This is a genomic window from Rhodanobacter sp. Root561 (genome assembly GCF_001427365.1).
Classification (GTDB): Bacteria; Pseudomonadota; Gammaproteobacteria; order Xanthomonadales; family Rhodanobacteraceae; genus Rhodanobacter.
This window is the reverse complement of record NZ_LMGH01000010.1, coordinates 487,925-502,388: the sequence shown is the minus strand read 5'-3', so window position 1 is coordinate 502,388 and position 14,464 is coordinate 487,925. Positions and strand designations below refer to the sequence as shown.

Sequence of the window (14,464 nt, the reverse complement as noted above, 5' to 3'; positions counted from 1 at the left end):
CCACAGGGTGGCCCAACCCAAGGGGCCGCGTTAGCGACCCCGCCAGCCGCTTCGAGCGGCTCACAAACTAAAGCCCCCGGCTTTGCCGGGGGATACTTACCATGCTGCTGCACGGCATCGACGTGCCCAGCCAAATCGAACATCGCAATACCTTGGGCATTGGCTGGAACGAATGGAGCGCCAACGACAAGGTCGATTGCATCGTCACCAACCCGCCGTTCGGCGGTTACGAGGACGACGGCGTCGGCAGTGACTATCCAGCCGATCTACGTACCCGTGAAACGGCCGACATGTTCATGTCGCTCATCATCAAAAAGCTGTTGAAGGAACACGGTCGCGCCGCCGTGGTGCTGCCCGATGGCTTCTTGTTTGGCGATGGCATCAAGGGCACGTTGAAGCAGCTGCTGCTGCGCGACTGCAAGCTGCACACCATCATCCGCCTGCCCAAGGGCGTATTTGCCCCGTACACCACCATCAAGACCAACCTGCTGTTCTTCACCAAGGGCAGTGCGGTGGATGATGGCAGTGAGCGCTTCCACACCGATGCCATCTGGTTCTACGAGCATCCGTATCCGGCAGGCTACAAGAGCTATTCCAAGACCAAGCCGATCCGATTGGAAGAATTCAAGCCCGAGCAGGACTGGTGGGGCAGTGAGTCCAACGACTTCGCCGATCGCGTTGAAAACGAACATGCCTGGAAGATCGACTTCAAAGCCAAGCGTGAGCAAGCCGAGGCCGACGCAGGCCCGCACTGGCAACGCGCCGAAGATCTGAACAACCAGGCCGCTGCACTGGAAGGCGAAGCCAGCGAGTTGCGCAGGAGCCTGGTCGGCAGCACCAATGCTGATCATCGCGAAAAGATCGAAGCCCGGATTGCAGTGTTACGTGCCGAGGCCGAACCGCTGCGGTTGCAGGCGCGCGATGCCCAAGCGGCAGGCGATCGCATCTACTGGCCTATCTACAACCTCGACATCAAGAACCCCAACGCGCCCGAAGAAGAAAGCCTCGACCCCGATCTATTGCTGGAGAAGTACAAGAAGCTGCTGGGCGAGATAGAAGAGACCGAAAACCAGCTGAAGAGCGAGTTGGCAGCTGCGCTGGCGCATCACTTCGTGAGTGAAGACGCCTGATGGATGCGCAGCAGTTTTTGGCGGAGTTTGGGCATATCGCAAATGCGCCTGGGGGCTTGGTGCGGTTACGAGAGTTGGTCTTCTCGCTTGCCTCTGATGGAAAATTGCTGGATGCCAGTGAGCCGGTCGAAGCAATACATCTCGATAAAGTCGCAGATTTCGTGATGGGACAAGCCCCTCCTAGTATGGACTGCAATACAAGAGGTGATGGAACCATCTTTGTTAAGACCGGCGAGTTCGGAGAGCTATACCCAGTTGTGCGTGAATGGACAACTAGGCCACTGAAGCTCGCGAGGCAAGGCGACGTTCTCATATGTGTGGTTGGCGCGACGGTTGGCAAGCTAAACCTTGCAATTGACTGTGCGATCGGGCGGAGCGTTGCAGCTATCAGGCCTCGTAATGGACTGAATACAAAATACCTCTACTTCATGCTCATGCCGTTCACCTTGCGACTTCGTGGCGGTTCGCGTGGGTCTGCGCAAGGAGTGATAGGGAAAGCGGAGCTTTCGGCAATCAAGCTACGAGTTCCTAGCGATGAAGAGCAATCTCGCATCGTCGCCAGAGTCGATGAGCTGATGGCCTTGTGCGAAAAGCTGGAAGCGCAGCAGCAAGCCCGCCGCAAACTGCAGAACAACTTTCGTCAATCCACCCTGCAGGCCGTCGCCAGCGCCACCAGTCCGCACGAACTGCAAAATACCTGGATCCGCTTGGCTGAAAACTTTGGGCAGCTGTTTCACGCGCCCGAGGACGTCAAAGAACTTCGCGATTTGGCTTCCCATCTTGCGCTACGAGGCGTGTTTTTACGCGATTCCAAGCTGGGGGCCGGTGACGACCATTCAGATGCAAATGACACGCTACCAAGAGGTTGGGAGTGGAAAAGATTGGCCGATTTGTCTGAATACGTCACCAGCGGATCGCGAGGCTGGAAAGCCTATATGGCGAATACGGGAGATTTGTTCATTCGTTCTCAAGACATCAAGCACGATGCCTTGATCTTTGAGAATCCGGCCTTTGTGAATTTGCCGGCGAAGGTGGAAGGGAAACGGACCTTGGTGCGGCCATTTGATCTGCTGCTCACCATTACCGGTGGAAACGTGGGGCGGTGCGCAGTCGTTCCAACGCTCTCGAACATGGCCTATGTCAGCCAGCACGTTGCTTTGATTCGCTTGTATGAACCGTGTTTTGCGGAGTTCATTCACTATTGGATGATCTGCGCCTTTGGTGGTCAGGCTTTTCTTACGCAGTACATCTATGGGGACAAGCCGGGTCTGAACCTCACACAGGTGGGCAACGTTCGGATTCCTGTTCCACCAGTGACTAAGCTGCCTGAGATTTTGGAAAGTTTACGAAGCCACGAGCGACTGTGTGCCAAATGGTCGTCACATCTGACATCCAAGAGAGGTGTAGCGCAGGCGCTAGCGGCAGCTACTGTTGCAGCGTTTACCGGTGTAGCTATGGAAGAGGAAGAAGAGCCCGTGAAAGTCCCCCAAACCGAACTGATCGCCCCGCTGCGCTTGGGCGCCGCGCCGGGCGTCAAAGCTCAAGCGCCACTTGCAACCATCCTTGCCCGCCATCACAGCGAGATGGCCGCCAAGGATTTGTGGCAGCGCTTCGGTGGCGAGATCGATGCCTTCTATGCGCAGTTGAAAAGCGAAATAACCCACGGCTGGATTCTGGAGCCAGCCGTGGCTGAAATGCGCGAGAAGATCGCCGACACAGCGAGCGCCTGACATGCAACTGCAGCGCATCCACATACCGGCCTTTCGCAACCTGCGCGATCTGGAGATTACGTTCGAGTCGCACTTGAGCGCTTCGAGTGGCGGCTCAGCGGATACTGCGCCCAAGCCCATTCGCAGCCACGCTCTGATCGGCCAGAACGGCACCGGCAAGTCCAATCTGATCGAGGCCCTGATCACCATCTTCCGCGATGTGGATCTGGATCGCGATGCGGCCTTCGACTACACGCTGGAATACAGCATTCGCGGCCGCGCCGTGCGCATCCAGGCAGATACCGCCAAGCAGAAGCGCCCCTATGTGTGGGTGGATGACAAGGCCGAAACACAGGGCTATCTGCTCAAGAACCGCGAACTGCTCCCCGCGCATGTTTTTGCCTATTACTCCGGTCGCAACGAGCGCATCGAGACGTTGTTCCAGGAGCATCAGCGGCGTTTCAACAGGAACCAGGAACTTGCTGCCGAGGAAGTTCTGCCCGAGGGTTTGCTGGAGAATTTCTCCGCGTCGGAAGCCGATATCCGTGCGATTGACGAAGCGAAGCGCCGGCGAGACAGCCAACTCAAGCACACTGGTGACGATCGCCTGCGCCGCCTGTTCTATTGCCGCGGTGGTCACAGCCAGTTGGTATTGCTGGCCTGCTTGTTGTCGGACGACCCAGTTTTTCAGAAAGTGCTGAAAAATCTGCACATCGAGTCTCTGGAATCGGCGCTGTTCGTTTTGAAAGAGCCGCACCGCCTGCGCGAAAAGCGCCGAAGTGGCAAGTTCGATGAGCAGGAATTGAGCGAGGGCGACCCGCGCTTCTGGTACGCGCGCGGCAATGTGGTAAGCGAGTTCCTCGACAAACTGTGGCAAGTGGCCTGGGCGCCCATCGAGCAGGAAGCCACCAAGCAGATCGACTTCCGTGGCCGCAGCGAGAAGCAAAGGCAGCTGTACCTGTTTGTGCCTAGCCAGGAAAAGCTAAAGGAGCTAGGCGCTCTGGTTGGCGGTACCGACAGCTTCTTCCGCTACGCCGAAGGTGCCTTTATCGGCGACTTGATCGACGAGGTGCGCATCACCGTTAAGAAGCGCGACGAGGACGGCGGCAAGGTAGGTTTTACCCAACTCTCCGAAGGCGAGCTACAGATGCTCACCGTACTAGGTCTGATGCGCATCACTCGCGAAAACCATTGCCTGTTCCTGCTCGATGAGCCGGACACCCACCTCAATCCGATCTGGAAGCTGCGCTACTTCGACGATATCGAAGGCGTTCTGGCCTCGGATAGCGAGGCCATGGTGCAAGGCGAATCGCAAATCCTCATCACCACCCATGACCCGATGATGGTGGGCAGCCTCAAACGCGAGCAGGTGCACATCCTGCGCCGTAACGGCGATCGCACCGTTGTGGACATTCCCGACGAGCATCCGCAGGGCATGGGCGTGACCGGCCTGCTGAAGAGCGAATTGTTCGGCCTGTCATCCACCTTGGACAGTGAAACCGAGCGTCGCCTGTTTCGCCGCAACGAGCTGTTCGTTACCTCACCGCGCACCGCTGAAGAAGATGCCGAGCTCAGTCGGCTGAGCGCCGAGCTTGCAGATCTCGGATTCTCGACAGCCGACTTCCGTGATCCAGATTACGCCCTGTTCGTGCGCAAGATGGCTCAGCACCGGCGCTTCCGTAAACCAACGCTGACCCCTGAGGAACAAGCCGAGCAGGACGCGATTGCTGATTCGATCATTGATGAAATTCTGCGTGAGGACGACGACCAGTGATCTGGATTGACCTCGAACATAAGCTTCCTACGGACACCAATATTCCAGGTTGGGTACCGTGGACGCCGGCACAGTGGGATGCTTGGAAAGCAAGGTCCAAACAGTTGGTTGGCTATCTCGCCGATTTGGAAAAGTCGGGATATCGGAAAGAGCGTAACGAATTGATCGACTACTACAGCGACCATTGGGGTGCGTTGAAACCATGGTTGTTGGCTTTATCGTCGGGGAAGTGCTGGTTTTCGGAGGTGCGCGAACTGTACTCGCATTACGATGTCGAACACTTTAGGCCAAAGAAGGAAGCCAAGGCACTGAATACTCAGATCCGCGACGGCTATTGGTGGTTGGCTTTTGATTACATGAACTTGCGCGCCTGCGGAAACGTCGGAAATCGCAAAAAAGGCGGATGGTTCCCCCTCAAGGATGGTTCGCTGTGTTCGTCATTCTCGGAGCCTTGCGAAGAGGCCGAAACACGATATCTACTCGACCCGATCGATGACGAGGACGTTGCACTTCTTGCATTCGATGAGGAAGGGAAGGCGATAGCAGTACCTGACGCCTCGGATTGGGACAAGGAGCGCGTCAAGGAGACAGTGACGCGCCTCAAACTCAACGAGCATCCCCCGTTGACTGACGAGCGTCGAAAAATATGGCAAAAGGTCGAACGATTGATTGCTGACTATCAAATGGCAAAAGCTCGATGCGCACTGGGTGGCAATCCTGTTGCCAAAGCGAAACTGTCCCAAGTCCGTGCGAGCGTGCGAGAGATGACGGCTCCGACGGCTGAGCTTTCTGCTGTCGCTCGTTGGTGTTTGTTGTTGCGAAACGACGCGCAACTTTCAAGGCTGGTGGGATGAGAAAAACGGGGTCAGGTTCACTTACAGCCGTTTGAATATTTGATCTAGCGTCGAGGGCACCAGCAACTGGGCCAGTGGACACCTATGTCATGTACCGGTTCTTCCCCTCGGAAGACACCTTACAATTATTCAAGCCGAAGCCCCTTCGCGGCGCGGTTAACTCAGGCCTCAGGTGTTGATGGAAGCTTCAATGGCAACCGAGATATCGATCCGGCGAGCGAAAGTCGGAGATGAAGATGCGCTGGCCCTGGTGGGGCAGGCGACCTTTCTTGAAACGTTCTCCGGCGTGCTGGATGGTGCCGCCATCGTCGAACACTGTCGCGCGGCCCACTCTTCTGCCCAGTACAGGCAGTGGCTCGAGGATCCGCGTTACAGGGTCTGGGTGGCGGAGGTCATTCCTGGCAACGCCCCCGTGGGTTATCTGGTTCTCGCCCCACCCGACCTTCCTCTGGCCGATCCATCTCGTGACCTCGAGCTGAAACGCATCTATCTGCTTGGTCGCTACCACGGAGGCGGGACCGGCAAGCGTTTGCTTGCGCAGGCCGTGGAGCAGGCCCGCTCCACGGGCGCGGCTCGCCTTCTGCTTGGTGTCTATGCGGGTAATGACGCTGCCATCGGGTTCTATCGCCGCCAGGGCTTTGGCAACCTCACGGAACGCAAATTCAATGTGGGTGGACGAGTCTACGATGACCATGTGTTGAGCTTGTCGCTCAGCACCTGACGGTTCTTGCAGGCCGAAGCTGCTTCGCAGCTCGACTGAAGATCAGGTCAGATTCACCTGCGGCCGTTTGAATTGTCGCGAAAGGTCGGCCCGGGAATCCCGGTGCCGGTCAAATCCATCGGGAGCTTCCATGACCGACCGCCAAGCCACCTGCCGCTGCGGAAACCTCGTCGTCCACGCCCGTGGCGAGCCGGTCCGCGTCTCCGTCTGCCACTGCCTGGCCTGCCAGAAACGCACGGGCAGTGCGTTCGGGGTGCAGGCGCGGTTTCCGCTGGATGCGGTGACGATCGAGGGGTCGAACAGGGAATACGCCCAGGCCGGTGGCAGCGGCAGCGTCGCCCGGTTCCGCTTTTGTGGCGACTGCGGTGCCACCGTGTGCTGGGAGAGCGACGGGGTGCCGGGGTTCGTCACCGTGGCGGTCGGCGCTTTTGCCGATCCCCGGTTCCCCCAGCCGCAGGTATCGGTTTATGAGGAGCGTCAGCACGCCTGGCTGCGCCTGCCGGACGACATCGAGCATTTCGATTGAGTGTGCGTGGATGGTCGTCGGCGTTCGACTCCTTGTCGGTCCAACGCTGCTGATCCGTTTGCGAGGCTGACATATCCCTCCGCAAGGCTCCGACCTCCGGGCGCCACCCCCATGCATTCGCGCACAAGGTTCCGCCCCTTGCATGCAAGCCCGAAGCCCTAGCGCGCAAGGCACGCATCCTTGCAACGGCAAGGCTTGCAGCTTTGCACGCCACGCCACGCTTCGAGTCGCGGCCGCGAAGGTCATTCGCTTGCGCGCAAGGGTTGGGCCCTTGCGCGCAAGGTTCGGCACCTTCGCGATGCAAGGGTTGGAGCCTTGCGGTCGGGGTTTCTTCGATGGTGTGCGACAGATCGAACGTTGCGCGTAACCGTTGCAGGCTTGTACGCGCCGGTCGGCGCGGGGCGCGCAAGGTCGGGACGGTTGCACGCGAAGCGGCATCCGTTGCGGACGGGGCGGGACACTTGCCTGCGAGCGGATGCGGAACGGCCGACCGCGTTGCGCACCTTGTGTCAGCGTGTGCTGCGCGGCATTTCGGATGTTCCGACAGGCGAGTGGGATTGATGGCTACGGGTAGGCTGCGTGGGCCGGCGACGGGCCGGCGACGGGCCGGCGACGGGCCGGCGTATCAGGGAAGTATCCGCATGACCCGGAATCTGGTCGACATCGATTTGTCCGCCGACGACCTCGCCACCATCGCGCCCTCGGTTCCGTTCCGAATCCGCACCCGCGTTCTGCAGGTGCGGCGGCCGGCTTAGCTGACCGGGCCGACCAGCACCAGCTTGATCCCGTGTTTGGCGCAGAATTTTCTGGCGTTCTGGTGCTGGATCGAGCCGTGTCTGGCATCGAGTACGACCTCGCTGATGTTGCCGGCGAACGTCAACTCGCTGAACACGTGCCCCTCGAGCAACAGTTTTTCGTCACTTGTGTCGGGCAGCACGTTGTTGGAGTAGCAGCTCTTGATGATTGCATCGAGCATCACCGGCTTGGCCCATGCCACCAGTGAGCCGAGCACGTGGAAAGCAGCCTGCATCGAGCCATCGGGGATGTAGAAGGTATCGCCCGGGTAGTACAGCGCGTTCACCTTGAATTTCGGATGCAGTACCAGGTGACTGCTGCCGTAGTCGCAGGTCGAGCCATGAAAGCGGCGGCCGTAATTGAGCGCCGCGAACACCTGTTTGCTGTCCGCGTTGAAGCGACTGTTGGTGGAGTCGGCGTACTTCTTGTCCGGCTGGCTCGGCTGGGCGGGGTCAGCGACGGTGCGGGTATTCGGGCCGGCGCGGAACGCCATCTGTTCGCGGACGCGATCCACGCCTTGGCGTCCGGGCATCAGACCACGCTGCGGCACCTGCGGCGCCTTGGCGCCGACGAGATTGTCGAAGGTGACCCTGTCGTCGGCATTCGCACGGATCACCGGCGGGTTCTTCGGATCACCCAGCAGTTGGGCCTGCCCGGCGTGGCGGCCGGAGCGTGAATAGGCCTGCGCGTAGGTGGAGTAGTTGTTCTCGGTGGTGAACCAGCTGTCCGCCGAGAAGTTGATGGTGAGCGAGGCGGCCTGGAGATTGCGGTTGATCGTCTCGTAAACCGGAATCCACTTGTCGCCACCGAGCTTCATGCCGGCGAGCGCCGGCGCGGAAGCCAATGCCTGCGCCACCTGCTTTTCCAGCGACCGGTTGCGCCGATACAGAGCTTCAACCCGTCCTTCGACGTAGTGCTGCTGCACGAGTCCGGCGGACGGCCCGGTCACCTTATTCCATAACGTCTGACTGGCTGGCATGAATCGATCCTCGATGGTGTGGAAACGAAAAGCGCAATGCTGCTGTGGTTGTCGCTACTACCCGGACACACCCATGCGTCGGTCCGCCGATGCAGGAATCAGCTCGCCCGGGCTTGATCGGCATGAATGCCGAACGTTGTTCTGTCAGTGGATTCCCCTGGATGCCAGCTGGCGGCGGAAGGCGGGCGAACCAGCCTCGACCACGCGTCGTATGACTCGGCAGTGCCCAGCATGCGCCACGTGACCCGGAAGGGAAAGTACGGGCAGGGGAGCTGCCGTCGCTTGCGAAGAGGAGAAACTCACCGGCGCAGAGGCTTGACGCCGATGATCGCCCGTTGAAATGCGGGCCTAGTCATTACCCAGGCACGCACCGCCGCCGATAGCGTGGCTCGGGAAAGTGCACTCTGACCCCGAGATTGTTCCGACAGGCGGATGGGGTTTGTGGCTCTGGGGCAAACTGAAACGGGCCAGTAAGCTGCGTGGGCCGGCGGCGGGTCGGCTTATCGGGAAGGTATCCGCATGAGCCGGAATTCGGTCGACATCGATTTGTTCGCCGAGGATATCGAAACCCGCTTCGCCTACGGTTCGTGCCTGCCAGTCGTGACTGTCGTCACGTCGAACCTGCAGCGGGCTGATTGCTCTTCGATAGGGTTACGCTGCAAGAAGAGCTCCGCATGATGGGTTCCTCTTCCTATTGAGCAGCGAACCGGAACCAGGATGCAGGCCGCATTCTTGCGCGGCTTGATCAAATAGGCTTCCGTAAAACCATCGTGGCACTAACATCAATGAGAGGCGCCCGTCGCGTCTGCACTATCAAGGAAGGTTCACATGTTCAGGGCAATTGCACCGCAATGGCTGACCAACGATCTTGGCATCGAGGTCTCGAGCAGGGATCGCAACACCATGCAATACAAGGATAGGGACCACGTACTGTTGCTGTATTGCGACACCATCGTGGATGACCATGGACGTTTCGGGGCCGCCATTCTTCTGCCGCACGATGCCCACTGGCAGCCTCCGTTCGAACAGGAGCGGATCGACAGCTTCGCCCGGGCGAAGATTGAAAATAACCTGCGGGATGCGTGGGCTGCTGTCGACTACTGGGTGACCATCGAGAACTGACCCCATGACATCTCACATGGAAGTGGTACGGCTGGAAGGCGTCATAGCATCCGGAACATTTCCGGTTGCATCCCCGCACGATGGAGCGGTTTTCTACTCGGATGATGCGGGGAAGAACCGCGCGGCGGCGGAAGCTTATACAGAACTTTGCAGTCGGGCAGGAAAGAAAACCACGACGCTGGAAGCGACGCCTTGCGGAAAATGGCTTGAAAGCCGGAACCTCTACACCCCCGCCTCTGGTCTGTCCCGTCAACAAGCTGACCAAGTGTGGGGCAAAGCGTCGGTCAAGTATGCAAGCGAAGCGTCAGGTAGCTGCCGTTGCTTCATCGTCAATGCTCCAAGTGAGCGGGTTTTCCGCAACCACGAACTGGCAGCTCTGCTCAACAATGACAAAGTCACCGACCTCAACAACATCCCGCGGCAGACACTGAAGTCCATCCATGACTTGAGCCCTGATGCGGCTTTCTCAGCAGTGGAACAAGCCGACCTGGCCTTGAGGAATCCCGCGACTGCTGTGGCCGGCGCAACTTCGGTAACCTCCAGTGCTTCCGGCGGATCGAGCTCGTCATCGGGCGGAGGCGGGGCAGGCTTGCCGGCAGCCAGGATTTCCGATTTCCATGTATGCCCGATGGTCACTGGTGTGGTTCCTCATGTGGGTGGGCCGGTGGCACTGGGTTGTCCGACGGTATTGGTCGGTGGCCTTCCTGCGGCGCGCGCAGGGGACATGGCCGTTTGTGTTGGCCCGCCAGATCTCATCGCCATGGGTTCGACGAAAGTTTTCATCGGCGGAATGCCGGCGGCCCGAATATCCGACACCACGGCGCACGGTGGGAAAATTGTTCTTGGCGCGTTCAAGGTGTTGGTCGGATAAATGACGCCGAAGATCGGGGTCCCGAAGATCGGGGCCACCTCAACCCGACTCCGTTTCTTGATGAAACAGTTACGGTGATCCCAGCCTCCAGACCGCACTGCCATTCAAGGCGTGGCGCCGGGGACGCTCGGAATGCCCTCGGCACCTTTTCCGGACGCCGCGGACTTCAAGTCGGAATCGTGTCATCCGACGGGTGGTTGGTCAGGTTGGCGGGCAGGGCGTGGAAACTCTCGATCACCTTGCGCGCCGTCACCGGTGTTCGTGCCAACCCGTAAAACTTGGCCAACCTGTCGAATTCGCTCAGGAGGGAGGAGTTGCCCATCGTGGCCGCGATGGTTGATCGGTATTTGGCGACGCGAGCGATGGCGTAATCGGCCCAGTCGGCGCGGGTGGACTGCCAGCGTGTGTCATACCACGGCGCCTCGCAGGTACGGTAGCCGTCGTAGAAAAGCACGGACTTGTCCTTGAGGCTGTTCCAGTGGCGGAACATGTAGCGCAGCTCGGAAGTGCAGATCGGCACCTTCTTGCTGCCGGCGGTCTCGTTGGTGAGCATCGTCTTGTTGACGATGGTGCTCATGTCCATCTCGTCAAGGATGTAATGCAACGTCGCGCTCTTGACGTGGGTGAAGTAGAACACGCCGTACTTGCAGGAGCGGCGGATGCAGACGTCGTAGAGGTGGTTGGTGATTCGGCTTGACTCCTTCTTGTTGAACTGCGACTTCTTGAAGTCGATGGTCTGCATTTTTTCGTATTTGCCCAGCGTGCGGATCAATCGCTCCGTGATTGCACCCTCGATGGATTCGGTTCCCAGGTGCTTGCACGCTTTCAGGGCATCAATATAGGACTGCGCGAGAGCCTGTGTGGTGGAGTCGTAAGTCGTGGCGACCGGCTTCAGGGCTGCTGGTGCCACAGTTTTCGTCGCCTTGTCGACAGGGAACGACTTCGGGTGGATCGGCTCGTTGTAGCGATTGATGACGTTGTTGCCGTACTTGTCGTGCGCCAAGGACATGTAGGGATCGAACGTTCCCTTCGGCAGATTCATGTTGATGTCTTTTTTGCCGATGGGATTGCTGGTGGGCCAGCCGAAGTAATAGTTGTAGATGTAAATGTGAATCCACAGTCCGGTTCCGTAGATCACATCGGTGTGCTGATTGAAGCTGTCTTTGAAATGCGTCATGACGAGGGTCCTTGTCAGATAGTGGCGATGGGCCGGATGAGAAGCCTTCCGTGCGGAGTATGTGGCAGAGGCTGAAGTTTCCCGAAGGACGTCCTGCTCGATCAAGATTTTGCGCAGAGTGCTCGAAGGGTGAGTGCGCCCTTCGCAAGTCATGGAGCCAGGAAGCCACGAGCGAAGTATTGCGGACTTGCGGCAGCGATGGGCCGATGACGACGGAGGCCATCGTCGGAGTTTACTTTCCAGGGAGGGGTTCAAGACAGGGTCGAATTCGAAGCCCGCGGCGTGGACATGTCTTGTGAGCAGCAACGGCAATGTGGTCCCTGATTCCTTGCCAGCGAGCTGGTAGAACGGAGAGCCGACGATCGGCGCCGAGCATCAGCCGATTGCCTTGGATGCCTCCATGCCCGATGCTGCAACGGATGCAGCAGGGGCTGCTGGGGGATTTCGATGACCGATCATGGTGCGGAGGCCGCAGGCCTCGATCCGCCTGTAGCGCGCGTGTTGCCTCGGCGACATGTGGTCGCGGTGGCATTGGGCAATGCGCTGGAGTTCTATGACTTCATCACCTACGCCTTTTTCGCCGCGCAGATCGGCCGCACATTCTTTCCCTCGGATCGACCGGGGATCAGCCTGCTGGCTTCGCTGGCGACGTTCGGTGCGGGCTTTCTGACCCGTCCGCTGGGCGCGTGGGTGATCGGGCGGATGGGCGATCGGCGCGGGCGCAAGCCAGCGATGTTGCTGTCGTTCGCGCTCATCGGCATTGCGGTGATCGGCTTGCCGTTGACGCCTTCGTATGCGGCCATCGGTCTGTGGGCGCCGGCGCTGGTGGTGGGGTTCCGGTTGCTGCAGGGCTTCGCGCTGGGCGGCGAGGTGGGGCCGAGCACGGCCTTCCTGATGGAGGCGGCGCCGCCGATGCGTCGGGGCTTGTACATCTCGATGCAGGCGATGAGCGCGGATGCGGCGGTGTTGATGGCGGGGCTGGTAGGCGTGCTGCTGGCGCACTGGCTCAGCCCGGCGGCGCTGGATGCGTGGGGTTGGCGACTGGCGCTGGGACTGGGCGCGGTGATCGTGCCGTTCGGCTGGTTCATGCGGCGCAACCTGGTGGAAACGCTGGACGCCGCCACCGCGACCCGGCCCGCGGCGCCGCCGTCCGAGCCGTGGATGCCCAGCTATCGGCGGGTGGCGCTGCTGGGTCTGGCGATGCTGGCGGCCGCGACCACCACCAATTACGTACTCGATTACATGACCACCTATGCCAACGCCACCCTGGGCATGCCCGAGCGCCTGGCGCTGGGCGCCACGGTGATGGTGGGCCTGTGCGGGCTGGTGTGCGATCCGCTCAGCGGCTGGCTGTCCGACCGGATCGGCCGCAAGCCGGTGATGGTGGTGCCGTGGGTGGTGTTGCTGCTGGTGATTTTTCCGGCGTTCTGGTTGCTGGGGCGCGAGCGTTCCGGCGTGGCGCTGTTCGGCATTACCGCGGTGCTGGCGATCGCCTCGACGCTGTCCACCGGCACGGTGCTGGTGGCGGTGACCGAATCGCTGCCGGCGCATGTGCGCTCCGGCGGGCTGGGGATGATCTATGCGGTGGCGATCTCGGTGTTCGGCGGTTCCACCCAGTTCGTGGTGGCGTGGCTGACGCAGTTGACCGGCAATCCGCTGGCGCCGGCCTGGTACATGATCGGCGCGGTGGTGGTGGGCCTGGTGGCGATCACCCAGGTGCCGGAAACGGCACCGGTGAAACGTGCGCGGCTGGCGCCGATGGCCGAAGCGGGCACGCTCTCGACGTCGTCCTGAGCTGGCGGGAAAACGGAGCAGGGTTCATTTGCGACCGCTTGAAGATCCGCGACGGGCTTTCTGATCGGCGGCGCATGCAAAGGGCGATGCGGTCTTTCCACGTGCCGCGCTTGCGAAGACCGCCACCCAAGCCGCCGATTGCATCCGCCGCAGATTGGGTCTAGCTTTCCGTGGCGCAGTGGCTTTGCTCGGGGAGCAAACGATGACCGCGATCGCTTCTGGATACTTTCCTGCGCAGCCTCGCGCGGATCGCCAGGCATTCCTGCTGTTTACCGCCCTTGTGTGGCTGGGGGTGTTGTCGGGTTTCGGCACCGACAGCTTCCGTCACCTGCGCAAGTTCGGATTGGACTATCCCTGGATCGTCCACGTTCACGCGGTGGCCTTCGTGGGCTATCTGGTGCTGTTCACCACGCAGGTGGCGCTGATCCGCAACGGCCGGCCGGACATCCACCGCAAGCTGGGCATCGCGGGCGCAGCCCTCGCCGTGGTGATGCTGGTGCTGGGCCCCGCCGCGGCGATCGTGGTGCACGGCATCCGCTACGCGGCCACGGGCGATACGCCGGAATTCCTGGCCGTCCAGTTGACCGACATGCTGGGCTTCGCCGGGTTGACGGGAGCAGGGCTGCTGCTGCGCAAGACCTCATCGGCCCACAAGCGCCTGATGCTGATGGGGCTGATCTACATCAGCGACGCCGGTTTCGGGCGCTTCCTCAACGGCTTCGCCGCCGCACCCCTCGGCGACGGTCTGGCGGGTACGGCGGTTGCGGTCTATCTGGGTAGCGACTTGCTGATGCTGGGCCTGGGCGCCTACGACTTGCTGACGCGTGGCCGCCTGCATCCCGCGTACATCGCGGGTCTGGCCTGGGTGCTGCTGCTCCAGGCCACCGCGTTGAGCTTGCTGCCCAACGCCGCCTGGAAAGCGCTGACGCTGCACATGATCGGCCACTGAGCCGCAGGCAGGATCTTCCGTCTCGTTAGGAGGGGGCTGCAGCGACGGAAGCCCCGCGTGAGG

Annotated in this window: 12 protein-coding genes; 10 read left to right on the top strand and 2 right to left on the bottom strand. The window is 60.4% G+C overall.

Annotated features, from left to right (window positions below):
• The first annotated feature begins 101 nt into the window (after positions 1 to 101).
• The 6 genes from ASD55_RS08760 (at position 102) to ASD55_RS08735 (ending at position 6,714) form a co-directional block, all read left to right on the top strand.
• A complete protein-coding gene (locus ASD55_RS08760) occupies positions 102 to 1,130 on the top strand; it encodes an N-6 DNA methylase (RefSeq protein WP_235577763.1) in 1,029 nt (342 codons plus the stop codon).
• A complete protein-coding gene (locus tag ASD55_RS08755) occupies positions 1,130 to 2,860 on the top strand; it encodes a restriction endonuclease subunit S (protein WP_056765315.1) in 1,731 nt (576 codons plus the stop codon). Before ASD55_RS08760 ends, ASD55_RS08755 begins: the two co-directional genes overlap by 1 nt.
• A 1-nt stretch (position 2,861) precedes the next feature.
• Positions 2,862 to 4,613 (top strand): AAA family ATPase, encoded by a 1,752-nt coding sequence (locus tag ASD55_RS08750; protein WP_056765313.1) that lies wholly within the window; start codon positions 2,862 to 2,864, stop codon positions 4,611 to 4,613.
• On the top strand, positions 4,610 to 5,467 hold the full coding sequence (locus tag ASD55_RS18075; RefSeq protein ID WP_082542708.1) for a hypothetical protein: 858 nt from the start codon (positions 4,610 to 4,612) through the stop codon (positions 5,465 to 5,467). Before ASD55_RS08750 ends, ASD55_RS18075 begins: the two co-directional genes overlap by 4 nt.
• A 190-nt stretch (positions 5,468 to 5,657) precedes the next feature.
• A complete protein-coding gene (locus ASD55_RS18070; RefSeq protein WP_082542707.1) occupies positions 5,658 to 6,188 on the top strand; it encodes a GNAT family N-acetyltransferase in 531 nt (176 codons plus the stop codon).
• Positions 6,189 to 6,318: 130 nt separating this feature from the next.
• Positions 6,319 to 6,714 carry a GFA family protein gene (locus tag ASD55_RS08735; RefSeq protein ID WP_056765306.1) on the top strand — a complete coding sequence of 132 codons (396 nt, stop codon included), beginning with the start codon at positions 6,319 to 6,321 and terminating at the stop codon, positions 6,712 to 6,714.
• A gap of 751 nt (positions 6,715 to 7,465) precedes the next feature.
• On the opposite strand, the gene ASD55_RS08725 is transcribed toward ASD55_RS08735, so the two are convergent.
• Positions 7,466 to 8,488 carry a hypothetical protein gene (locus ASD55_RS08725; RefSeq protein ID WP_157598926.1) on the bottom strand — a complete coding sequence of 341 codons (1,023 nt, stop codon included), beginning with the start codon at positions 8,486 to 8,488 and terminating at the stop codon, positions 7,466 to 7,468.
• Positions 8,489 to 9,316: 828 nt separating this feature from the next.
• Between ASD55_RS08725 and ASD55_RS08720 the strand changes: the two genes are divergently transcribed.
• On the top strand, positions 9,317 to 9,610 hold the full coding sequence (locus tag ASD55_RS08720; protein WP_056765300.1) for a hypothetical protein: 294 nt from the start codon (positions 9,317 to 9,319) through the stop codon (positions 9,608 to 9,610).
• Between the two features lie 628 nt (positions 9,611 to 10,238).
• The gene (locus tag ASD55_RS18065; RefSeq protein ID WP_082542706.1) at positions 10,239 to 10,481 is read left to right on the top strand and encodes a PAAR domain-containing protein; all 243 of its coding nucleotides are present in this window, start codon (positions 10,239 to 10,241) and stop codon (positions 10,479 to 10,481) included.
• A gap of 166 nt (positions 10,482 to 10,647) precedes the next feature.
• Here the strand turns inward: ASD55_RS18065 and ASD55_RS08715 are convergent, their stop codons facing one another.
• The gene (locus ASD55_RS08715) at positions 10,648 to 11,658 is read right to left on the bottom strand and encodes a hypothetical protein (RefSeq protein WP_056718954.1); all 1,011 of its coding nucleotides are present in this window, start codon (positions 11,656 to 11,658) and stop codon (positions 10,648 to 10,650) included.
• A gap of 447 nt (positions 11,659 to 12,105) precedes the next feature.
• Between ASD55_RS08715 and ASD55_RS08710 the strand changes: the two genes are divergently transcribed.
• Entirely contained in the window at positions 12,106 to 13,452 is a 1,347-nt protein-coding gene (locus ASD55_RS08710; RefSeq protein WP_082542705.1) for an MFS transporter, read from the top strand.
• 202 nt (positions 13,453 to 13,654) lie between these two features.
• A complete protein-coding gene (locus ASD55_RS08705; protein WP_056765297.1) occupies positions 13,655 to 14,401 on the top strand; it encodes a hypothetical protein in 747 nt (248 codons plus the stop codon).
• The last annotated feature ends 63 nt before the right edge of the window (positions 14,402 to 14,464 follow it).